The organism is Microbacterium sp. KR10-403, assembly GCF_040196215.1.
Classification (GTDB): Bacteria; Actinomycetota; Actinomycetes; order Actinomycetales; family Microbacteriaceae; genus Microbacterium.
Genome location: NZ_JBEGDC010000007.1, coordinates 223,790 through 245,253, shown reverse-complemented (window position 1 = coordinate 245,253; position 21,464 = coordinate 223,790). Strand labels below are relative to the sequence as shown.

At 65.5% G+C, this 21,464-nt stretch carries 22 protein-coding genes and 2 pseudogenes; 14 read left to right on the top strand and 10 right to left on the bottom strand.

All coding sequences use genetic code 11. The annotated features are described in order from the left end of the window. Positions 1-6 precede the first annotated feature (6 nt). Together ABMQ42_RS16950 and ABMQ42_RS16945 are read right to left on the bottom strand one after the other, a co-directional pair. On the bottom strand, positions 7-258 hold the full coding sequence (locus tag ABMQ42_RS16950) for a hypothetical protein (RefSeq protein WP_349724178.1): 252 nt from the start codon (positions 256-258) through the stop codon (positions 7-9). Then, positions 255-503, bottom strand: a complete 249-nt coding sequence (locus ABMQ42_RS16945; protein WP_349724177.1) for a helix-turn-helix domain-containing protein — start codon at positions 501-503, stop codon at positions 255-257. The genes ABMQ42_RS16950 and ABMQ42_RS16945 overlap by 4 nt, the downstream gene beginning before the upstream one ends. A 150-nt stretch (positions 504-653) precedes the next feature. Between ABMQ42_RS16945 and ABMQ42_RS16940 the strand changes: the two genes are divergently transcribed. Next, positions 654-881, top strand: coding sequence for a helix-turn-helix domain-containing protein (locus ABMQ42_RS16940; protein ID WP_349724176.1), 228 nt, complete (start codon positions 654-656; stop codon positions 879-881). On the opposite strand, the gene ABMQ42_RS16935 is transcribed toward ABMQ42_RS16940, so the two are convergent. Together ABMQ42_RS16935 and ABMQ42_RS16930 are read right to left on the bottom strand one after the other, a co-directional pair. Beyond that, positions 848-1,039 carry a hypothetical protein gene (locus tag ABMQ42_RS16935; protein ID WP_349724175.1) on the bottom strand — a complete coding sequence of 64 codons (192 nt, stop codon included), beginning with the start codon at positions 1,037-1,039 and terminating at the stop codon, positions 848-850. The genes ABMQ42_RS16940 and ABMQ42_RS16935 overlap by 34 nt on opposite strands. 306 nt (positions 1,040-1,345) lie before the next feature. Next, entirely contained in the window at positions 1,346-1,819 is a 474-nt protein-coding gene (locus ABMQ42_RS16930) for a DUF1643 domain-containing protein (protein ID WP_349724174.1), read from the bottom strand. Positions 1,820-1,990: 171 nt separating this feature from the next. Between ABMQ42_RS16930 and ABMQ42_RS16925 the strand changes: the two genes are divergently transcribed. Both ABMQ42_RS16925 and ABMQ42_RS16920 read left to right on the top strand, forming a co-directional pair. Then, on the top strand, positions 1,991-3,910 hold the full coding sequence (locus ABMQ42_RS16925; protein WP_349724173.1) for a DUF4365 domain-containing protein: 1,920 nt from the start codon (positions 1,991-1,993) through the stop codon (positions 3,908-3,910). A gap of 841 nt (positions 3,911-4,751) precedes the next feature. Further along, a complete protein-coding gene (locus tag ABMQ42_RS16920) occupies positions 4,752-5,294 on the top strand; it encodes a hypothetical protein (RefSeq protein ID WP_349724172.1) in 543 nt (180 codons plus the stop codon). Positions 5,295-5,458: 164 nt separating this feature from the next. On the opposite strand, the gene ABMQ42_RS16915 is transcribed toward ABMQ42_RS16920, so the two are convergent. Next, positions 5,459-6,265 (bottom strand): HTH domain-containing protein, encoded by an 807-nt coding sequence (locus ABMQ42_RS16915; RefSeq protein WP_349724171.1) that lies wholly within the window; start codon positions 6,263-6,265, stop codon positions 5,459-5,461. Positions 6,266-6,898: 633 nt separating this feature from the next. On the opposite strand from ABMQ42_RS16915, the pseudogene ABMQ42_RS16910 reads away from it, so the two are divergent. The 4 genes and pseudogenes from ABMQ42_RS16910 to ABMQ42_RS16895 form a co-directional block, all read left to right on the top strand. Then, positions 6,899-7,210, top strand: a pseudogene (locus ABMQ42_RS16910) (VOC family protein); the annotation flags it as partial. Positions 7,211-7,563: 353 nt separating this feature from the next. Further along, positions 7,564-8,277, top strand: a complete 714-nt coding sequence (locus tag ABMQ42_RS16905) for a DUF4145 domain-containing protein (protein ID WP_349724170.1) — start codon at positions 7,564-7,566, stop codon at positions 8,275-8,277. 220 nt (positions 8,278-8,497) lie between these two features. Continuing rightward, positions 8,498-8,677 (top strand): annotated as a pseudogene (locus ABMQ42_RS16900) (helix-turn-helix domain-containing protein); the annotation flags it as partial. Between the two features lie 503 nt (positions 8,678-9,180). After that, positions 9,181-9,879, top strand: coding sequence for a hypothetical protein (locus ABMQ42_RS16895; protein WP_349724169.1), 699 nt, complete (start codon positions 9,181-9,183; stop codon positions 9,877-9,879). On the opposite strand, the gene ABMQ42_RS16890 is transcribed toward ABMQ42_RS16895, so the two are convergent. Further along, positions 9,827-10,438: a PadR family transcriptional regulator gene (locus ABMQ42_RS16890; RefSeq protein WP_349724168.1), complete on the bottom strand. Its 612-nt coding sequence runs from the start codon at positions 10,436-10,438 to the stop codon at positions 9,827-9,829. The two genes, ABMQ42_RS16895 and ABMQ42_RS16890, sit on opposite strands and share 53 nt — an antisense overlap. 92 nt (positions 10,439-10,530) lie before the next feature. On the opposite strand from ABMQ42_RS16890, the gene ABMQ42_RS16885 reads away from it, so the two are divergent. Genes ABMQ42_RS16885 through ABMQ42_RS16870 form a run of 4 tightly spaced genes read left to right on the top strand, consistent with a single transcriptional unit; the run spans position 10,531 to position 13,513 of the window. Beyond that, positions 10,531-10,923 (top strand): nuclear transport factor 2 family protein, encoded by a 393-nt coding sequence (locus ABMQ42_RS16885; RefSeq protein WP_349724167.1) that lies wholly within the window; start codon positions 10,531-10,533, stop codon positions 10,921-10,923. Continuing rightward, positions 10,920-12,968 carry an oxidoreductase gene (locus ABMQ42_RS16880; protein ID WP_349724166.1) on the top strand — a complete coding sequence of 683 codons (2,049 nt, stop codon included), beginning with the start codon at positions 10,920-10,922 and terminating at the stop codon, positions 12,966-12,968. Before ABMQ42_RS16885 ends, ABMQ42_RS16880 begins: the two co-directional genes overlap by 4 nt. 45 nt (positions 12,969-13,013) lie before the next feature. After that, positions 13,014-13,277, top strand: a complete 264-nt coding sequence (locus ABMQ42_RS16875) for a ribbon-helix-helix protein, CopG family (protein ID WP_349724165.1) — start codon at positions 13,014-13,016, stop codon at positions 13,275-13,277. Next, entirely contained in the window at positions 13,274-13,513 is a 240-nt protein-coding gene (locus tag ABMQ42_RS16870; RefSeq protein WP_349724164.1) for a toxin, read from the top strand. Before ABMQ42_RS16875 ends, ABMQ42_RS16870 begins: the two co-directional genes overlap by 4 nt. A gap of 203 nt (positions 13,514-13,716) precedes the next feature. Here ABMQ42_RS16870 and ABMQ42_RS16865 read toward each other — a convergent pair whose 3' ends face one another. After that, a complete protein-coding gene (locus ABMQ42_RS16865; RefSeq protein WP_349724163.1) occupies positions 13,717-14,181 on the bottom strand; it encodes a DUF3237 domain-containing protein in 465 nt (154 codons plus the stop codon). A 41-nt stretch (positions 14,182-14,222) separates the two neighbouring features. Next, entirely contained in the window at positions 14,223-14,858 is a 636-nt protein-coding gene (locus ABMQ42_RS16860) for a TetR/AcrR family transcriptional regulator (protein ID WP_349724162.1), read from the bottom strand. A gap of 86 nt (positions 14,859-14,944) precedes the next feature. On the opposite strand from ABMQ42_RS16860, the gene ABMQ42_RS16855 reads away from it, so the two are divergent. Then, positions 14,945-16,615 (top strand): CocE/NonD family hydrolase, encoded by a 1,671-nt coding sequence (locus ABMQ42_RS16855; protein ID WP_349724161.1) that lies wholly within the window; start codon positions 14,945-14,947, stop codon positions 16,613-16,615. 80 nt (positions 16,616-16,695) lie between these two features. Then, a complete protein-coding gene (locus ABMQ42_RS16850; protein ID WP_349724160.1) occupies positions 16,696-18,030 on the top strand; it encodes an aminomethyl transferase family protein in 1,335 nt (444 codons plus the stop codon). A gap of 86 nt (positions 18,031-18,116) precedes the next feature. Here ABMQ42_RS16850 and ABMQ42_RS16845 read toward each other — a convergent pair whose 3' ends face one another. Continuing rightward, positions 18,117-19,475, bottom strand: a complete 1,359-nt coding sequence (locus ABMQ42_RS16845) for an aminomethyl transferase family protein (RefSeq protein WP_349724159.1) — start codon at positions 19,473-19,475, stop codon at positions 18,117-18,119. Between the two features lie 172 nt (positions 19,476-19,647). Here ABMQ42_RS16845 and ABMQ42_RS16840 point away from each other — a divergent pair, with 172 nt between their 5' ends. After that, entirely contained in the window at positions 19,648-20,100 is a 453-nt protein-coding gene (locus ABMQ42_RS16840; RefSeq protein WP_349724158.1) for a MarR family winged helix-turn-helix transcriptional regulator, read from the top strand. Between the two features lie 2 nt (positions 20,101-20,102). Here ABMQ42_RS16840 and ABMQ42_RS16835 read toward each other — a convergent pair whose 3' ends face one another. Continuing rightward, on the bottom strand, positions 20,103-21,446 hold the full coding sequence (locus tag ABMQ42_RS16835) for an aminomethyl transferase family protein (protein WP_349724157.1): 1,344 nt from the start codon (positions 21,444-21,446) through the stop codon (positions 20,103-20,105). Positions 21,447-21,464 lie beyond the last annotated feature (18 nt).

The window sequence follows — 21,464 nt, the reverse complement described above, 5'->3', positions numbered from 1 at the left end:
CGGGCCTCAGACGGCCCGCATCAACTTCTTGACGTGGGCGGTCCGACGGCGCGCGTCGGAGCGGGACTGCGGGGCAGGCTCGTGGTGGAGCATCTCGACGACACGGTCGATGTCCGCCTGACTCATCCGCCGATTCCGAGGGGTGAACGCGGTGTGCGGCCAACGGCCGGCATACACCGCGTCACGCACGACCTCATACGGCAGCTGCAGCCGCTCAGCGACCTCGCCGAGCGTGAACATCTGAACGTCGGCCATCATGCGACCTTCTTCGCCGGGCGCGGCTTCGGCTCGCGCGGCATGAAGCTGTCAGCACGACGCCGCGTGATCTGCCCGATGCGACGCAGATCCGCGACGGTGAACGACGAGAGGCCCTTCAGCTTCCGGTCGAGGGTGGTGTACGGGATGCCCGACCGGTCAGCCGCGCCGCGAACGGAGAGGCCGCTCTCCAAGATCGCCTCGTGGACGTTGGTCCCGACCGTTCGGTCGTACTCTGCGTGATCCATGCGGATAACGATAGACGTGATCCGAACGGATAACAACCCCCAAGTATCAAATTCTCAGAAACACGCTCCGCGAGGGTGAAAAATGGCCTGTATCAAGGCGCGGTGAACCGTGCACTCTCATCCAGTAGAGTGATCCGAATGGAGCAGGGTATGGACGACGAGTTGACGCTGGCCGTCGCCAAGATTCTCAAAGACAAGCAGAGCGACGCCGGCCCCAGCTATACCGAGATCGCCGAGCGCACATCCCTGTCACGCCCAACCGTCGAACGAATCCTCAACGGGCGCCGCGACATCAACATGCGGTACCTGCACGAACTGTGCGCAGTCCTCGGGCTGGACCCGGCTCAGGTCGTCGCGGACGCCGAGAACGCCTTGTAGCTCATCAGCTCGGCGAGCGTCCGTCCCGTATCCATCGCGAGCGCACGCAGCTCGTGCAAACTGGGGCAGGCTTGACCCGGCCGAATGAACGGGCACGATCGCTCGCAATCCGCACCCGTTCCGCAGATGGTCAATTCCGGGTCCTGCCGATTGGTCATGTGGTCGCACCTTTGCGTCTGCTACTGGCCGAATATGAGATGACTCTAACGGTCGGGTCGGACACTGGGAGAGGGAAGCGTGACGGCTCCGGCTGTGTATGTTGACACTGTCAACGGTTCAGCCGGTTTCGTGGGTACTCATACCGCCCGGAGGCGACCAGTACCCGCAGAAAATCAAGGGTGCCGCGCCACGTCTGGTCTCCTGGGAGGGTTCAAATCCCTCCGTCTCCGCCATTGTCCTGAGTCGCGACATCGTTTACGAACGAGTCGCGGCTCAGGGCTTTTTTGTTGGTGGGTGACCGATCGTCAGGACGCGCTGCGTGGCGGCCAGTCGACGAGAGGGGAGTCGCCCTTGATGCAAAGAGGGTGCTGCGGGTGGCCCTGCGTCGTGATCTTGAGCGCTTTGAGCGGCGGCAGCAGCGTGAGTGCGTGAGCGACTCTGGCCGGGCTCGCGTTCGTTCCCCAGCCGGCCACGACCGTCCCGGTGGCTTCGGCCAGCACGCGGTCGTTCTCAGGACCGACTGGGTCCGGTGCTCCGAGCATCATCTTCGGGCTCGGCGTGCGGTAGGCGTACAGGTTGAGGACCTTCATGCTGCCATACCCGTCGCGTCTGGAGAAGTTGACGCAGCGCCGCAGTGTCGGATCGAGATCGACCGCGTCAGCGGTGCTCGGCTTCAGCAGGACGAAAGCGATTGTTGGCAGAGCTTCGTCCCAGACACGCGTAAGGCTGTATCGGTAGTCGCCGCAGATGTCAGCGGTCGCAGAGACGAAATGGGTCACGACCAGATCGTATGGCCCGATCGTTCGGGTGCGAACGTGAGTACCGGCCGGAGCGATCCCTTTGCGAGCGGTGCGCGAGCGTCGGACCTTGAAGGGGCATCGAGCGCGAGGTCGCGGGCTGTCCCGGCGCGCTGAGTGATACGGGGAGCGGCGTTCCATTAGCTTCTGAACATGCCGTCCGAACAAGATTTGCCTGTACGACACGACAACCACTCGCGTTCTACGTGGTCGAATCGCGCGTTCGAGAGCGTGTTGCCGCGCGAGTGGGTGGTGCACTCGCTCGCAGAGGACTACGGCATCGACCGACGCGTGGAGGTGTTCGAGAATGGTCGAACGACCGGGATCTTCTTCAACGTTCAGTTGAAGTCAACGGGCAGGGACAGTGGTCATCAGCCAGCCGAGTCCATCAGGCGCACCACCTTGAACTATTGGGAGCAGACGCCCGACGCAACTCTAGTGGTGATCGGTCATGACTCCACCGAAACACTCTGGTACCGGTGGGCGCATCTACTCCCATACGACGAGAACCCAGATACAAAGAGTCGTCAGGTGCGCTGCGAGAACGTGCTCGATACGGAAGCGGCAGCCAACCTTGCGGAGGAGGCGCGAGCTTGGCGTCTGGCGCGGGAAGTGTCGCGGCACCTGCCGATAGACGTTCACCTCACGGGAAAAACGTTCTATGGCGAAAGCGCTGCCCCGCTCAAGAGAGCCATTGCTCAGAAGCTATCGTCGCTGCCATCCTTCGTGCGGGCTGTCCACAGCAACCCTTGTCTTCCCTACCTCCAAGTGTCCATCGAGGACGCCAGGGTGATGGCTGGGATGCGTGGGGACGGTGTACGTCAAATCACTTACGAGTTTCACGGGGCGAGAGATTACGGCGCTCTCGCATCTGATGTGATCGCGGCCCTAGCTCTTTCGCTTGCCAATGTCGGGGCGGAGGATCTTTGCGTGCGTCTCCTCAAGATCGCTGCGCCGGAGACGCATACCCTCCTCGAAGCCAACGGGTTTGGCTATGCCTTGGCGCTCCTCACCCGGCACGGTGAGAGTGGAGCGGTGCTCACTCTGATTCAGCGGACCGCTGCTAACGAAGAGCATCCGGCTCGTGACATCGCGTTGGCTGCGGTTTCGTCATCAACCCCAACCCCCGAACTGAGGCGGGCGGTGGCGCACGAGGTTGCCCGTGCTGCTCGAACATGGTTCCGACCCGCGACAGGTCTTTACAATGCGGCGAACACCTTGGGCGAGGAGGACGCTGAGGACGCGCTCCGCTTGTACGAGGAAGCGGCGCAAGCTGACCCGCGGTATCGCGAGCGCGGGTACTGGTGGAGAGAACAAGGGATGGTGCACTGGTCACAGAACCAGGTCGAGAAAGCCGAAGAGTCTTACAGCAAGGCGATTGAGTACGGTGATACGAGGGCTGCCCCTCTCCTCGCGGACGTGCTGATGAGGACCGGTAGGTACCGAGAAGCGCGAGATGAGTTCGGGGATGCTGACATTTGGTCTTCTCCTGATTCGGGCGCTCAGTGGCGTCTCTCGCGCGAAGCGATGGAGTTCATTGTGGAAGGCCTCAAGATTGACTCTCAGGTCAGACCGACACTCGCGATACCTGAATTCTTCCCGCCGGATACCGAGGACATGGCTGTCTTGAAGGACGCTGCCTTGATGGCGATCAACGTGGATGCCCTCAATGGCTGGGCACACTCGACACTTGCAAGTGTTTACGAGGACCAAGGTGAACAGTCGATCTTCGCGTCCATCGCCGCCGCTGTCACGATCAACGTCGATCCGCGCCTATGGGTAGAGCTATTACGTCAGTCGCTCGTGGACACATCGCTCGAACAGGAGGCGCGAGCGGCCATCGGACAGGATGCCATGCTGTGCGCCTGGAAGTACTTCGGACCTTCGTTCGCAGACGTGATCTTGGATGAAGAACTGATTTACGACGACGAACTGCGAGAGGAACTCCTCGGCTTCTTCGAGATGTTGCGGCCCGCTTCGCCGCCTTTCGAGATGCGGCAGCATTCGGAAGAAGGTTCAGGCTACGAGTCGTTCTTCATCCCAACAGACCCACGAGCCCCGGGGGCTACCTAGACATCTGTAACTGAGTCTGAACCGAAGAGCCCGCTAGCGATGTCCGCCATGGCGCTGCCGAGTCCCAGCGTCGGCGCGGAGACCAGCGTGGGTGCCACAATTCTGTCTCTGCCTCATGGCTCGTGAACGCTGACAGCCCGTCAGCTTGGTCCGGCCCTGACCGACGTGCCGCCGAGGTCGCGCTGGTCGCAGTCGAGCGGAAGCCGGTCCGCTTGCGTTCAGGAGGCCCATCATGGTTCGCGGGCGCCGTGGGTCCGGGATCGGCTTGCGCGAACCTCGTTGGGATGGACGCCATCCCGGCCCCAAGTCGGATAGATCGTCGAGCTAGCAAGCGGTCCACAAGACCACGACCGGGCGCGAGACTGTGATGGTGACCGAGAGAACCGGTGAAGTGCAGGCTCCTCGCCTGCGGAAGGGTGTCAGGTTCGGCCTGCTGTGGACGCCGCGAGCGAGATTCGTTACCACGTGCACCGCTCTGGCTGCCCGCGAATTGACGATCTCGGTTATCGTCGTCTCGCCCCAGCGATAATTCGCGCGTTCGGATGCCGCCATGTGACGCAGAGCATCCTTTCGAGCCGACTTGAATGCCCTGAGAACGCTAGTCATCACGATCTCCTTCCTCAGCCGATACGAAAGCGTCGGGGCCCGGCCTCGGGATCACATGCCTCCGTCAGCATCACCATACGGTGGATGGTTCGCGCTAGCCGGCGCGCCAAAGCGCGGCGCCCTCGGCTCTCCCAGTTGCAACCTGGGTTCGTATCGTCTGTGGTGGGGTGCCGACGCCGCGATCGGTGAACCTGCGATCGAGTGGACGTGGGTCGGACGCATGTATGTTGGCGCCGTGACAGAGCAACCACGCGCACTCGTTGACCATTGGCGTCGCATTCCGAACGAGACCATTGTCGAGCTCGGTCGGATCACTGTTCTCGCGGGCGCGATCGAGGGAATCATCTATGGCGTCGCTGACTGGCTTGGCGAAGGCATTCTCGGAGTCGCTCATCCCCGGCGCTGTTCCGTCTCCCAAGTGCGTCGTGAGCTGAGGGCTCCCGGCACCGTTCGAGCGTTCGCCGATGCAATGCGACTAGACGACTCGAGTCGCTGGGCTTCCTGGCTAGAACGGGCTGGGGACGCACTAACCGCGAGAAATGACATGGTTCACGCGCGGATGATCTACGTATGGGAGGGCAAGAATCGCCTTCAATATGCGCGATCTTCCCGAGACGGGCGAGAATCGCCAAGACCGATCCGCGAAATGTCCGAAGTTAGGTCAATGCTGGAGGCGGTGGCAGACGAGGGCGAGGCGTTGCATCTCATCGCCATGATTCACGGCGAACGGACGGCGCGTCAGACTGAAGCGGACTTGCTCGACACCTCCGCTGATTAGCCAACGCCGCTGTCGCGCCACGCTCAACGAGCCGCCGCCCGCGTTCCGCGATAGTTGGCTGATCACTTATCGGGCGGTGCCCGCAGAACAGTGATCTAGCGAACGCCAGCGCCGCCGCGTAGGACCGGCTGGCCGAGCGCGATGAGGCAACGGCACAGGTGCCGTTAGAGATTCTTGCTCAACTCCTCGAGTATCTGCTTCTTCCGCTTCTTCTCAATCCCAGGATCGAGGACCTGAATGAACTCAAGCTCAGCGAATCCATCGCCCTGGCGCCGGTTCTGTGGCGGCTCAAGCGCTTCGATTAAGAGCGCCTCCAGGGTGTTGATTAGCGAGTCGAGGCTCACAGTCGCGGACGGCGAAAAGTCTGCGAGACCCGTCTCCGTCACGGCGCGAACTCCGAACCAGGAGAACCGGTCCCATCGTCCGCTAAGCCGGTCTCGCGTGTGTTCACGAAGTCGCTTCGCAAGTCGAGGCTCATTGACTCGTCCGACGTAGACCAAGCGACTGCCGTCGTAGAGGACATAAATGCCGGCCTGCGTTCCGAAGTCCACCGCGGTACTTCCGGCGAGTTGCACGCCCAACAGTTTGGGCGCTACCGAAGTCCAATCGACTTCGATGCGTCGCCAGAATAACCCGAAGGCATTCAGCAGTCCCGGCTCATCCTCGGTCAGCTCAGTTCCGGATTTGCTTGGCGGCAGCTCTGCATCTGAGTCCGCACGTTCCGGCGAATCCGTGACTTCAGCGAGGACGCTACTTAGCGGATATCTATAGATGCCTCGCTCTATCTTCTCGACTTCATCGCGCAACGGGGGTTGAGAGAGGACCGATCCAACGGTCGTATTTGGTGTCGCTCCGACTTTCGTGCGGTATTTCTTGTCAACGATCGTCTGTGCAATCTCGGAGGCGCGCATGGGCTCGCCTTGTTCGCTCAGCACCCTCTTGATGGCGTCGACCCAGGACATGTCAGGCATGCCGCCAGTATGGCGTACGCCGGCCGCTCGTCCGGAGTGAAGCCCGAGGGGCGGTCAAGCCGCGAGCATGACAAATGCAAGACGACGCCGCAGGTCGTAGATGATTGTGACTGTGCAGCCCGCCTCGGCCACTCGCCGCGATAGAAACAGTCGAGGCTTCTAGAAGGGTTGCCTCGGCCGCGTAGTCGGGATCGTCGCTATCGCAATCGTCGGCGCGCTAGTGGCGACCGTTATCGGCTGGACCGGAGGAGATTGGCGACCGTTCTGCAATTCATCCAGCTGGTGTTTGAATGCTCCGCGATCAGCCGGTGAGGAGTCATCGAAACCAAAAGCTCTGCGCCGAACGCGCCCACCGACTCTTCTTCGCCAAGGCTACATTGTCGACACTTTCGCGCGGATCCGACCGTCTGCGGACGCCAACCGATGCGAGGCGCTGCCGAACGTTGGAGACTCCATCGTGTTCAGCAAGCGGCCGCCAGGCGGGCAGGACTACAGCGAGTGGTACTCGGTTGTCCTGACGCCGGCGGTCGATGGCTCGGCCGCTATTGAGTGGTCAATAGGCACCGGAGCCCGCCTGCCGCGGCATACCAGAGGTGTGTCTGACCGAATGGTGCGCGCTGTAGCGTCGCAGACCGTTCAGCGGTCCCCGTCCGGGCGATGGACGTGAGTGTGTTGCAGACCCCTGACGGGAGCAGGCGGCTCGAGTTGTTTGAGTACATCCACCCGTCGCCGATCGAGTCCGAGCCCGCGCGACCGAACGATATCGGCATGCATGGTGTGGCGTTCTCAGTCGACGACATCGACGCGGCTCTGGCCACCGCCGCCAGACTCGGCTGTCATCCGCTGCGCAGTGTCGCGAACTTCCAGGGCATCCACAGGCTCACCTACCTGCGGGGCCCGAGCGACATCCTCGTCATGTTTGCCGAAGATCTCAGGATGAACTGACCTTCATATTCCGATCCACATCCGAGCAATGCGCGGGAGGGGCGCGTCACGTGCGGGCGGCAGCACGTCACCTTTGGATGGGTGACCGCTCGTCGCGGCCGTCGGCGGCGGCGAATGCTTTGTGACACCCGGCTCCGATTGTTCAGGCACCACATCGGCTGTCGGCGCATTCCCGCCTGGATGCATAACTGGGTGCGTTCCGAATGAGCTGAGTCCCGTCGCCTGGATACGCTGGCGGCATGGCGAGTACCTCCAATTCCATTACGAACTCGGCCGACTCTCCGACTCGTGGTGCGTCGAAGTTCCACTGCCCGCGCTGCGGAGCTTTGGCGCAGCAGGAATGGGAAGACTTCGTGATCGACAAGGGCGCGGCGACGGTCTTTGCCCGCGACGATTCCAGCACGCGGAGCACCGGTCTCGGGTCTCGACCCAATACGTGGACCATGAGCACGTGTTTTGCATGTAAGAGGGGCACTGTGTGGCGTGGAGCCCAGATTATGTTCCCGCAGGCGAACCCATTCCCGATGGGGCATTCTGCCATGCCATCGAACGCCGCCGAACTCTATGAGGAGGCGCGGTCCGTGGCAGTGGTGTCTCGGCGCGCTGGTGCTGCGCTCGGGCGTGCTGCGCTCGAGTCCTTGCTTGGGGAAGTGCGCCCACAGTTCACCGGGCGGCTTGACGACCGCATCGCGGCCCTACAGCCCGAGGTGAGCCTCGGCCTATGGCAGATCCTGAGCGTCCTGCGACACACCGGAAACAAGGCGCTACACGGCAGCGACATCAGCGACGGTCTAGTCACCGTCGTGATGGACGACGATGGGTCGACGCTCGGCCTCCTACTCGGGGCAATCAACGATCTCGTCGAAGAGTTGGTCGCCCGCCCGGCGCAGGCCGTGGAACTCTTTGCGCTGCTGCCGGAGGGGGGGCTGCCGACGCCCTCCGCAAGGCCGGTCTGCCTCCGGTGGAGCCTCCAGCGGAGCGTATGGACGAGGTCGCCCCGGCCGAGTAGACAGCGCCGCCCGCGCCGAAAGGTCGAGATGGGGGCGGAGGGAGTCTCGGCTGGGTAGCGAGGCAGGACGGCCGTGCGGTTGGCTACGCGGCGGCGAGAGAAACCATCACGAGTTGCAAGGCCTTCTCCGCACGAAAGCATAACGTCCCAAAGCAGACCGAAACGTGTCGTCTCGGTCTGCTTTGGGACCGTCGAACACCAGCTGATCGCCCCACCGGGGCAACCCCGCCCGCACTGCGCCCGCACGCTGGTCCGTCAGCGACCGAGATCGGGAGCTCGCGGAACGGATGGAGTTGACCCAACCCACCATTTCGGCGCTCGAGTCGGGGGAGCTCGACCGGTCGGGGCTCGCCACGCTGCGCGCGTACATCGAGGCGCTGGGCGGCACCGTGGAGGTCACCGCGACCTTCGGCGAGCGCAAGGTCATCCTCTCCGACGGACGACACTCGGCTGCGTAAGAATCGCGTATACCTCAACGACTCCGAGTCGCGATGAGCGTCGTCCGACACGACCTGAAACCGCGTCGACTCAACGCGAACACCCCCGGACGCAGTCGGGCGTGCACCTATGTCCGAAGTTCAAATTCCACCAACGTCTCAGCGGCTCGTGCAACACGTCGGTGACAACGAGCATGGCCGTGACGACAACAATGCCGATCGCAACGCCAAGCCCCCATCGGTTCGTCGTCATATCGACAACGTACTGCCGATCGCCCGCTTCGTTCTCGGGCTCGGAACAGTCGGGTGGATCATCATGGCCGGCATCGTGCTCGCCGCTGATGCCGGCGTATCGATTGCGACGTCCAGGGGACCGCCACGAGACCGGTCGACGGCCACACCTGACGCGCCTGCCTGCAGAGTTGAGGGGGGCAGTGGTGGAAGACTCGCCTTCGATACGAAGCGCCGGGTCGAGCCACAGAATCCCCTGGTCAGAGTTCCCTCTCGCGGGCTAGAATTCGCCCATGTCGGACATCGGCGTGACGCTGTCGCCGGGGCTGGCCTCCTACGAGGCGGACCTCGCCCTCGTCGTGCAGACGATGCTGGACCAGCCTTCGCTCATCGAGGAGTGGTCCCGCGCGCGTGAGGAGCCCGTGCTGCCGCTGGACTCGCTCGAGATGCTGGTGACCACTCCTGGTCGCTCCCTCGATGCGCAGATCGCCCTGCAGCAGCTCGTACGGCTGAGCGTCGATGCCGCGCTGGTCGTGGCACACGCGTTGGAGGATGGTGAGCAGCCGACCCGGGGCTACATCCGTGACATCCTCGCCACCGACCGCATCGACCTGGAGATCCTCGACCAGGGGCTCGGTTCAGCATGGGGGAAGATCGGGGCGTTCGTCCGCGACCATCCGGTCGCAGCCTCGGTCGCTTTCATCGGCCTGGTGGCGATCGCGCTGAGCGTCGCGGCGTCGATCGTCACGTTTGCGACCGGAGCCGTCACGGTGGCATCGGGGCTCGTCCTCGGCCTCGAACTCGCCAGCGAAGCCGCGGTGATGGCCACCGAGGTGCTGCCCCTCGTGCTGAAGATCAGGAACGGCGCCGACGTCGATCGGGATGCGCGGTTGGAGTCGGTGGATGCCGCGGCCGTCGCGCCCGAGTCGACCATCGCTCTCAGCGGGACGGTGCGTCCCCCGAAGCCGCGCGGGAGGAAGTTTCGTCTCTGACCGGACTCTCGCCTCGCCGCTCGAGCGTCTCCAGCACTCCCTCGTACCAGCGCACGTTGCCCTCTTCGAAGACGATGCCGCACTCGAGCGTGAGGAACGGTCCGATCCGCTCGGCCTCGGCGAGGAACTCCTCCGCAGTCCGGTCTTCGAGCAGATGTCGGCGCGAACGACGGTAGCGCTCGAGCTTCGTGCGCGACGCGTCGAGCGCGGCGGCGATGTGCTCGCGCACGTGCGGCAGATCTGCGGCATCCATCCCCGCCACCTGCACCAGCAGCTCGTCGCGGATCGCGGTGGGCTTCGGCGCGCGCGCGGCGAACGCGTGCAGGGCGGCGCGGCCGGTGTCGGTGATCGCGTAGAGGCGCTTGTTGGGGCGACGCTCTTGTACGACGAGCCGTGCGCTGACGAGTCCCTCGGTCTCCATGCGGTCAAGCTCGCGGTAGAGCTGCTGGGATGTCGCGCTCCAGTAGTTCGCGAGCGTCACGTCGAAGGTCTTCGCGAGGTCGTAGCCCGACGACTCGCCGTCGAGCAGGGCTGTGAGGATCGCGTTGCGGAGCGCCATGGTGCAACCCACGCTAGCAGCACAATGAAACTTTGCACCTATACAACTTGTTGTGTAGGTTCGGAGCTCAAGGACGTGCAAGGAGGCACCCCATGGACGCATTCAGATCGGCCGCCGAAGCGGGCGACATCGAGGCGATCGCCGCCACCCTCGCGGACGACGTGGTCTTCCGCAGTCCGGTCGCACACAAACCGTATCGCGGGCGCGATGTGACCAAGACGCTCCTCGGGGCGGTGATCCAGGTCTTCGAGGAATTCCGTTACGCGCGGGTCATCTCCGACGGCGCGGACCACGCCCTCGTCTTCGAAACACGGGTGGGGGACCGCGCCATCACCGGCTGCGACTTCATTCACGTCAACGAGGAAGGGCTCATCGACGAGCTGATGGTCATGGTGCGCCCGCTCTCCGGCCTGCGGGCGCTCGCCGAGGCGATGGGCGCCCGTTCCGAGGTCGTCGCCGTCAACCGTCCCGCCGTGGGATCGTGACCGTTCCCGCGCGCGGCGGGACCGTCGCCGAGCTGCAGGCGCCAGCCTATCCGCACCTGCTCAGCCTGCTGCAGGTCGGCGCCGTCACACTGCCCAACCGCGTGATCATGGGGTCGATGCACCTGGGTCTCGAAGAGGAGCCCGATGGCTTCGAGCGCATAGCCGCGTTCTACGCCGAGCGTGCTCGCGGCGAGGTCGGACTCATCGTGACCGGCGGTATCTCGCCGAACCATGCCGGGCGCCCCGTCGACCAGGGTGCCGTACTCGCCACCGATGACGACGTCGCGCGGCACCGGTTGATCACCGACGCCGTGCACGCCGAGGGCGGGCTCATCGTCGTGCAGCTGCTGCACTTCGGTCGCTACGCCAAGCACGCGGACCTCGTCGCGCCGAGTGCGATCATGGCGCCGATCAACCCGCTGCTGCCCCGCGCGCTGACAGGCGACGAGGTCGAGCAGACGGTCGAGGATTTCGCCCACGCGGCCGAATTGGCGATGGATGCCGGATACGACGGCGTCGAGATCATGGGCAGCGAAGGCTACCTCATCAACGAGTTCACCGCCGCGCACACGAATCAGCGCGACGACGATTGGGGCGGCGACGCCGAGCGGCGGATGCGGTTCCCGATCGAGGTCGTCACGCGTACGCGCGAGCGCATCGGGGATGACCCGCTCGTGCTCTACCGTCTGTCGGTGCTCGATCTCGTGCCCGATGGCGCCAACATCGACGAGACGATCCGCCTTGCACGGCAGATCGAGGGGGTCGGGGCATCCCTCATCAACACCGGCATCGGCTGGCACGAGTCGCGGGTGCCGACGATCGCCACGATGGTGCCGCGGGCGGCGTTCGCCGATGCGACGAGGAAGGTGATGGATGCCGTGGGCATCCCCGTCGCCGTCAGCAACCGTGTGAACGACCCCGAGGTTGCAGAGCGACTGCTCGCTGAGGGGGCCGCCGACCTCGTGTCGATGGCACGGCCGCTGCTGGCCGACCCCGCGTTCGTGCAGAAGGCGCGGCAGGGGCGGGCGGATCGCATCAACACCTGCATCGCCTGCAACCAGGCGTGCATCGACCACACTCTCGCGGGCAAGCTCACAAGCTGCCTGGTCAAGCCCCGTGCTGCGCGCGAGACGATTCTTCTCGGCATCCCGACCACGCGATCGCGACGCGTCGCAGTCGTCGGTGCAGGGCCGGCGGGCATGGCCGCCGCGACGTCCGCGGCTCGTCGCGGGCACGAGGTGACCCTGTTCGATGCGGCACCGGTGCTCGGTGGCCAATTCGATGTGGCCCGGCGCATTCCCGGCAAGGAGGAGTTCGCGCAGACGCTGCGGTACTTCCGCACCGAGCTCGATGAACTCGGGGTCGACGTGCGCCTGAGCACGCGGGTTCGGGCCGTCGACGTGCAGGGGTGGGATGAGGTGGTCGTCGCCACCGGCATTACGCCGCGCACGCCCGAGATCGAAGGCATCGACCACCCGAGCGTCGTCGGCTACCTCGATGTGCTGCGCGGCGATGTGGTGCCAGGCGATGACGTGGCGATCATCGGCGCGGGCGGCATCGGGTTCGATGTGGCGACGTTCCTCACGCACGCGCCGAGCGAGAGCGCGGAGGAGTTCTTCGCGCAGTGGGGCGTAGACCCGCTGTTCGCCGCGCCGGGCGCGCTGGTGCGGCCGACCACCACGCCGCCGTCGCGGCGCGTCACGCTGCTGCAGCGCAGAGCCTCGAAGCTCGGTGCCGGGCTCGGCCTCACGACCGGCTGGATCCATCGCGCCGAGCTTGCGCAGAAGCAGGTCAGGATGGTCGCCGGTGCCGAGTACCGGCGCATCGACGATGAGGGCCTGCACATCACCGTGGACGGGGCGGATGAGACCGTCGCCACCTCGACGATCGTGATCTGCGCAGGGCAGGAGCCGAATCGCTCCCTTGCCGACGAGCTCGCCGCCCTCGGAGTGACGGCGCACATCGTGGGCGGAGCGCACGTCGCCGCCGAACTCGACGCGAAGCGCGCGATCCGCGAGGCCACCGAGCTCGCTGAGGTGTTGTAGGCAATTCGCGCCCATCGCCGTCCTTTTCGTAATACGATTAGCGGTATGAGTGTGGACGAGACGATCGACGGCGTGCCGGTCACGGAGGACCAGATCGCCGCCTGGGCAACCGAGGCCGAAGCGGGATACGACGTCGCGGCTCTCAAGAAGCGGGGCCGCGGCCGTCCCGGACGCGGTGCTGAACCGTCACAGGTTGTGGCCCTCCGGTTGACGAGTGAGGAACTCGCTCAGCTGGACGCGCGTGCGGCGCACGAGAACAAGACCCGCTCGGAGTTCATTCGCGATGCTCTGGCGGCATACGCAGCGTGATCGTTCACGAATCCGCCCGAAAGCATGGTGTGGCGGACGAAGATGCGATCCAGGCTGCGTCATGGCCCATCTGGATCGAGGACCTTGACGACGAGTCACCGGCACGCCAACTGCGGATCGGATTCGACACGCAAGGACGCCTGCTGGAAACGGTCGTGCTGGTCTTCGACAGCGGCAATGAGATGGTCATTCATGCGATGAATGCACGACCACAGATGCTTGATCTCTTGCCGTGACCCGGTTGGCGCCGGACGAGCGATCGGTGTCGCACCTCGCATCTTGACCGGAACGTCTGCCCCCAAGAATGATTGTGCAACGGGTCGTTGCACAATTGCCTCCGCATCGGGCCACGCCTGCGCGAAGCCGCGCATGGAGAAAGAGGTTCGTACGAGAGAGTCCCTTCATCGACGGGAGCCCCGGGCGGAGAGATCTACGCCGCTCAGCTCACCCGATACGCGGTGTAGCGCACGGCGCGCGCCTCGCGGATGCACGACGCGATGAACAGTGCGTCCTGCAGCCAGGCCAGTCGGGGTGTGGATGCCTCGAACGTCACGCTCGTGCGGAAGTAGTAGTTGCCCGGGTCGACGTCTTCGCCGTGGCCGAGCGCGGCCAGCACCTCGGCGGGGCCGGTGCGCAGGCCGCGCACTGAGAGATACACGAGCTCGCCCTCGCGGGTTCGGGCCGTGTAGCGCCCGTCGATCTCGAGGCTGCCGTCGGCGCGCACGCGCTGCCAGTCGGCTCCGCCGGGCAGGATCTCGGCCTCCAGAGCGCCGGTGATCTCTCCGCCGGTGATCGGGATGATCCGGCGCCCGCCGGCGCTGGTGGCGCCGAACTCGAGTGGAGCTTCGAGCGTGACGCGCACGTCGAACACCGGAGCCAGTGTGGGAACGGGTGGCGTGGTCATGGGGGACTCCTCTGTCTCCGCGAAAGGCGAACAGCCTCGCGCTACACCGGTTGCAGCCATTGGGCGAATCGCTCGTCGGGCAGCGGCGGCGGGATCGGCACCTCGTCCTCGCCGGGCGCCAGTCCCTTCAGCAGCAGCTCGAGGTGGCGCACGGCGAGCTCGCGGCCGCCGTCGGGCAGACGCGTCGCGGCGTCGGTGACGGCGTGCGTGAGCACGGGCACATCGGTCGCGGCGAAGTCGGCGCGCACCGCGCCCTCGGCTTTGGCCCTCTCGATGATCGCCGTCAGTCGTGGTTCCACCTCGGTGCGCAGCACGCCGGCGTCGGGCGCCTCCGTCGAGAACAGCAGCTGCTGCTGCGCGCGGCTGAGAGTCTGCAGGTCGACGAAGGCACGCATCACGGCGTGCAGGGCCTGCCTGCCGGTGGGCAGCGCCGCGCAGTGGTCGATGAGCTCGAGCACCTGGTCGAGGCGTTCGCGGTACAGGGTCTGGATCAGCTCGGACTTCGAACCGAATCGGCGGTACACGGTGCCGACGCCGACGCCGGCCTCGGCGGCGATGTCTTCGACCGTCGCCTCCAGCCCGCGGCGTGCGAAGACCCGCTCGGCGGCGGCGAGGACATCGGCGCGGTTGCGCACGGCATCCTGGCGCAGGCGACGAGGTTCGGACGCATCGGACACGCCTCGAGCTTAGGCTGTGGCATCCATAAACGGAATAGGTCCCTCCGTTTCTGATATCGTGGCGGCATCACCCGCAAGGAGGCGGCATGACCACGCTGAAACAGCGCATCACACGAGCGATCGACGCGCGCTCGCGCAAGGGCGTCACCCTCGGCCCGCACGACATCGAGATCATCCGTGACCTGCGCACGCCGATGGACGACGGCGTGGAACTGCTCGGCGACCTGTACCGACCCGTCGGCGCCGACGGCACGCTGCCGACGATCCTCATCCGCGGCCCGTACGGCCGCAGCGGCATGATGGGCGGCGCCGCGCGCACGCTCGCCTATGAAGGATTCACGGTCTTCTTCCAGAGCTGCCGGGGCACCGCCGGATCGGAGGGGGTCTTCACCCCGCAGATCGACGAGCAGCGCGACGGCATCGCGACCCATCGGTGGGTCCACCGTCAGGAGTGGTTCACCGGAAAGCTCGCCACCTACGGTCAGAGCTACATGGGCTACACGCAGTGGGCGGTCGCAGCCAAGCTCCTGCGGGAAGACCCCGACAACGCTCCCGACGCCCTCGTGCTGCACATCACGATGCCCGACTTCGGTGCGATCACGTGGGACAACAACGCGTTCGCCCTGCGCAACGCACTGGGCTGGACGCGAATGATGGTGCGCATGCGCAAGGGCGGTCTGATGATGCTCGGGATGCTGCTGCCCGACCGCCGGCTCGAGAAGGCGTTCGATGTGCTGCCGCTGTCGGGCGGCGACCTTGCGGCATCCGGTGAGAGCGTGCACTGGTACCAGGACTGGGTACGGCACGAGAGACTGACCGACGAATACTGGACCCAGCAGAACCACGAGCCCTCGGTGCCCGACGTCACGGCCCCGGTGTTCATGCTCAGCGGCTGGTATGACATCTTCCTGCCCTGGCAGCTGCGCAACTATCGCCGGTTGGTCGAAGCCGGGAACGCCCCGCGCCTCACGCTCGGCCCCTGGGGGCACATCACGCCGACGATGGCGGCCCCCGCGCACAACGACACCGTCGGGTTTCTGAGAGAGGTCTTCGCGGGGCAGGAGTGGGCGCGACCCGAGCCGGTCCGCGCGTTCCAGACCGGCGCCGAGCAGTGGCATGACCTGCCGGTGTGGCCGCCGGCGGGAGCGGCGGCGCAGAGCTGGTTTCTGCACGCCGGCGGCATCGCATCGACGGGCACGCCGTCTGTCGGGACGACGCCCTACACCTACGATCCGCAGCATCCCACTCCTGCGCTGGGCGGGCCGAGCCTGTTGCCCAAGACCGCTCCCGTGGACAACGCCGCGCACGAGAAGCGCGACGACGTCGTGGTCTTCCGCTCCGAGACGCTGGCCGACCCGCTCGAGATCGCGGGTGAGCCGGTCGCCCGTATCCGCCTGCGCTCGAGCGCGCCCAGCGTGGACGTCTTCGTGCGCATCACCGATGTGTCGCCGGACGGTCGCTCGATGACCGTCTGCGACGGCATCCGCCGGGTGGGCTCGGTCGGCAGCGGTGACGCCGGGGCGCCGGACGCCGACGGCGTACGCGAGATCGACGTGCCGTTGTGGCCCGCGTTCCACCGCTTCGCGGCCGGTCACCAGGTCGGTATCCAGATCAGCTCGGGTGCGCACCCGCGCTACGCGCGGAACCCCGGCACGGGCGAGGCGGCGTTCACGGCGACCGAGACGGTCGTGGCACACAACGAGATCGTCCATGGCCCGGACGGCTCGCGCGTCGACCTGCCGGTGTGGGTGCGCTGACGCGGGCTGTACATCTGGACGCCGAGTTTCAGACAGCTTAGACTGTTTCAACACACTGATGACGCGCGAAGGAGCTCGGCATGTCATGGGAATTCGTCAGCCTGCAGCAGGGGATCGATGAGGCGGGATCCCCGATCCAGCTGCTGTGGAAACCTGAGGCGGGCCCGTGGACGCCGCCCGTCGTCGACGAGGAGTATGCGGGCTGGAAGCAGGAGCAGGCGGCGTGGCGCGAGGGCGTCGCGATCTCCGACCTCTCGTATCACATGTCGGATACGTTCCTGCGTGGTTCCGGGGCGGCGCAGCTGCTCAGTGACGTCAGCGCGAACAACATCGACACCTTCGCGATCGGACAGGCGAAGCAGTTCATTCCGGTGACGGCCGGTGGCGACATCGTCACCGACGGTATCCTCCTGAGAGAGGGGGAAGAATCCTACGTGCTCAGCGGCGTCGAGGCCGCCCAGCATTGGGTGACGTTCCACGCCGAGCGTGACGGATACGACGTGGAGTACGTCACCGACCCCGATCGCTCATTCGCATCGGAGGCGCCGCGACTGTTCCGCCTTCAGGTGCAGGGGCCGCTCGCGCTCGACGTCGTGCACCGCGCCTTCGGCGGTCCGCTGCCGGAGACGAAGTTCTTCCATTCGACTCCGGTCGAGCTCGGCGGCGCGTCGTTCCGGGCCTTGCGGCACGGTATGGCCGGACAGCCGGGGTACGAGTTCATCGGGGGCTTCGCCGATCACGATCGTGTCAAGGATGCGCTTCTCACGGCGGGTGCAGCATCCGGAATCGTTCACGTCGGCGCACTCGCGTACGCGACCAACGGCGTCGAGAGCGGCTGGATCCCCACCCCGACACCTGCCATCTACACCGACCCTGGTCTCGCCGAGTACCGCGCGCGGATCAGCCTCTACTCGTACGAAGGGCAGAACCCGCTCTACGGCAGCTTCTTCTCCGACGACATCGCCGACTTCTACACGTCGCCGTGGGAGCTCGGCTACGGTCGCTCGATCTCGTTCAACCACGACTTCATCGGGCGCGACGCCCTTCGCGCAGCGAAGGACGGCTCGCACCGGACGAAGGTCACCCTCGAGTTCGACGCCCACGACGTCGCGCGGGTGTTCGGCGACGACCCGGGGTACCTCAACGACTACGGCCGTCACCGCATCGAGAGTGACGGCGCACTGGTGGGGCTGACGTTCCAGACGATCAACAGCGATCCCGAGCACAAGGTTCTCGGTCTCGCGTTGGTCGACCAATCGGTCGCAGAGCCCGGAAGCGCGGTCGAGGTCGTCTGGGGACGCCATCCCGGGCACGGCACGGCGCCGGATGCGGATCTCGGCTTCCCTCGGCTACGGGCGACGGTGCGGCCCGCGCCGTACAACGAGTACGCCCGTACGGCGTACCGGCAGGACTGACTGCGCGCCTACGACAGGCCCCGCACTCGAGGCGGCCGACGACACTTCGTGTGCCGTCGGCCGCCTCAAGTGCGCGTGGAACCCTCTCAATGATGCCCCGACCCCTGCGTGGTCTCGCCGAAGGGCCGATCGATGACCTTCGCACGCACCGTGGTCTGCGTGTGTCGTTCGATCGCGCGGTTGTTCGATCCGCCGTTCGGCTCGCCCCACGTGAGCACGACGTCGTCACCGGGCTGCGCGTCGGCATCGAGCGATCCGAGGGAGATGAATGACCGCGTGTTCGAGGAGTAGATCGACAGATTCATGTTGCCGGCATGCCGGCCAGCCTTCTCGACGCGGTCGAACTGGCAGGCTGTGTACGTGGCCATGGGAGTGTCGAGGTATTTGAACCGCCGGTCGCCCTCGTTGTACATGCTCGCGGAGATCTTGGCCACGTCATCCCGATCCCACTCCACCCATGCCTTGTGCCGGTGCGGCTCGTCGATGCGCGCCTCGAGCGCGTCGCGACCGATGAAGTCGTGGTCGAACTTGGCGATGTGCGTGTAGCCGAGATCCCACGGAGTGACGTAGTAGTCCTCGATGCGGTCCGAGACGAAGCTGCCGCCGAGGGCGAGCCGACCCTCGAAGGAGTTGCCGCTGTGCCAGTCACGGAACGCCGAGAGTTCCGGCTGTGAGTAGATCGCGGGGAGGGTGTTCGCGATCCACCCCGACTCCGTGGCGACCGACGCGTAGGCACGACCGCCGATCTGCGTGATGCCGAACTCCGCTCCGGCTTCGAGCAACGTGTCGCGGACGCCCTCGAAGTCTTCGTACGGTCCGAAGAACTCGAGCCCCGGGAAGCCGGACATGCGGTGGTTGAGTGCGGTCGTCTCGTACTGTCCGATCCGGAACCTCCCCATGTGGAAGAACTTGATCTCGGGCATGGGCCCGCCGTTGACCTTCTCAAAGATCTCTCCGGCGGTGGGTCCCTGCAACTGCAAGCGGTAGAACTCGCGCTTGCGCGGCACGATGACCGCCCGCTCGTCGCGGCGGGTGTCGACTTTCCAGTCGCCGGTCTCCGCGTGGAACTGGACCCAGTTCAGTGCCGGCGGTCGGCCGACGATGCGTACGAGATCCTCGCCGAGGCAGAACAGGATGGCGTCGCCGATCATGTTGCCGTCTGGCCCCACCGCGACCAGCTGCTTGGCCTTCATCGGCCCGAAGCCGCGGAAGCTGTTCGCCCCCAGATGCTCGAGCAGGCGGAACACGTCCGGCCCCTGCACGACGAGGTCGGGCATGTGCTGCGACAGGTCCATGAGCGCTGCGCTTGAGCGCCACGACTCCTGCTCGTCGCGCCAATTGCTGAACTCGCTGGTCACGGGGAAGATGAACGAGCCGCTCCGGCCGCTGCGCAACAGCGCCAGGGGACCGCCGGCGGCTTCGATCACGTCATTGAGAGTGGGCATGTCGTCCTTTCGGGCCAGGCCGCGGCAGTGCGGGCAGGGCGCTAATATCAGTTATCTGTAACTATGACAGACTTCTGGGACTATCGCTATAGTGGATGATGTTTCCAGAAGACAGGTGACATGACAGGGGCGAAGGATGCCACAGGAAGAGCCATCGGCATGGTTGGGCGGAGTGCCATACCGCATCTGGCGGGCGAACCAGGCGCTGCATCAGCGGATCGTGAACGGGATTCAAGACCTGGGCGTGACCGTCACGCAGCTCGGCATCTGCGTGCACCTGGATGAGCTCGGGCACATGTCGGCATCCGACCTTGCGCGATTGTTCCGGCTCACACCGCAGAGCGTGACGACCGCGCTCAACCATCTCGAGAAGAAGGAATGGGTCGTCCGGGTCCCGCACCCCGTCCACAGACGTGTCATCTGGTATGAGCTGACCGACGCAGGCAGGGCCGGTGCCGACGAAGGACGCACGCGCGTGGCTGCGGTGAACGCCGAGATCGACGCGGTGCTGGACGCGCGACAGCAGGCGGCGCTGCGCGAAGCGCTGACGATCCTCACGACCACATTCGACGGCGTTGAGGTGCCCACCGGCACGATGTGGCCCGTTGCCGGAGAGCGCGCCTGACGCTACACAGTGGCTTCTGCGCGGTAGGCGGTGCGCGCGTACTCGTTGTAGGGCGAGACCTGCACCGTGGCGCGAATGCTCGGCAGGCCGAGATCGGCGTCGGGGGTGGTGCCGTACCCCGGGTGCTCACCCCAGATGACCTCGACTTCTGTGCCTGGGATGGCCGCGGCGCCGTCCACGAGAGCGAGGGACAGGATGCGGCCGACCGGCGCGATCGCGGCGGTCCAGAACGTCATGCCCACGAGAGCTCCGTCTGGCGTCTGGATCCGGTGCCGGTCGTAGGTGCGCACGTACCCGGGATCCTCGCCGAAGACAGCGGCGACGTCGGCAGCGTCGAACTCGAGCGTGACTTTCTTCCTGCTCACGAGATCGCGTGCTCCGGCCAGAGCCTCCCGGCCGATGAAGTCGTGTGCGAGTGAGATGGAACGGCCGTAGCCGAGCTCCCATGGCGACAGGTAGTAATCGGTGATGTCGTCGGAGTAGAAGCTGCCGGCCAACGGCTTCTTGCCCTCGTAGGAGAAGGCGCTGAGCCATTTCCGGTAGTCGGCCAGCCGCGGATCCGTGTAGATCGCCGGTGTCGGCGTGGGGATCCATCCGCTCTCGACGCCGTTCGTGAAGTACGCCATGCCGCCCACCTGCGCCAGTGCCGAAGGCTCACCGGCGCGCAGCAGCGCGTCTTTGACGGCGTCGTAGTCGGCGAAGTCGCCGATGAACTCGTAGCCGGCCTGCCCGGACATGCCGTGGCGCAGAGCCCGCACAGTGCGCCCGTCGAGTTCGACCACGACGGAGTGGAAGAACTTCGTCTCCGGCAGCGGGCCGCCGAACGCCCGCGCGACGATCTCCAGGGCCCGGGGTCCCTGCAGTTGGAACCGGAACAGCCTCGGGTCGCCGTCGGTGCGCACCGAAGAATCGGGGTCAGTGGAGAACGACACGTCGTACCCGCCTGTCTCGGCGTGGAACTTCACCCAGTTCTGCGCGGCGGGCACGCCGGTGAGCGTGTAGCGCTCGGGTCCCTCGCGCAGCAGGATGCCGTCGGTGATGATGTTGCCGTCGTACGCGACCGGAACGAACTGTTTGGCCTGACCGATCTCGAACCGGTCGTAGTCGTTGGCGCTGACATCGCGCAGCAACTGTGTCGCGTCCGTGCCCTCGAAGACCGTGTCGAACATGTGGAACGACAGGTCCGACAGCGCGGCGGACGAACGCCATGACTCCTGCTCGCGCTGCCAGGTCGAGTACTCGGGCGCGACGACGGGGACATCCCAGGGGGCGGCGTCCGGCTGCCACAGCAGCCGCATGGGGGAACCGGCGCGGTCGAGCGCGTCTTGGAGGGTGGGTGCGGTCATGAGGATGCTCTTTCTGAG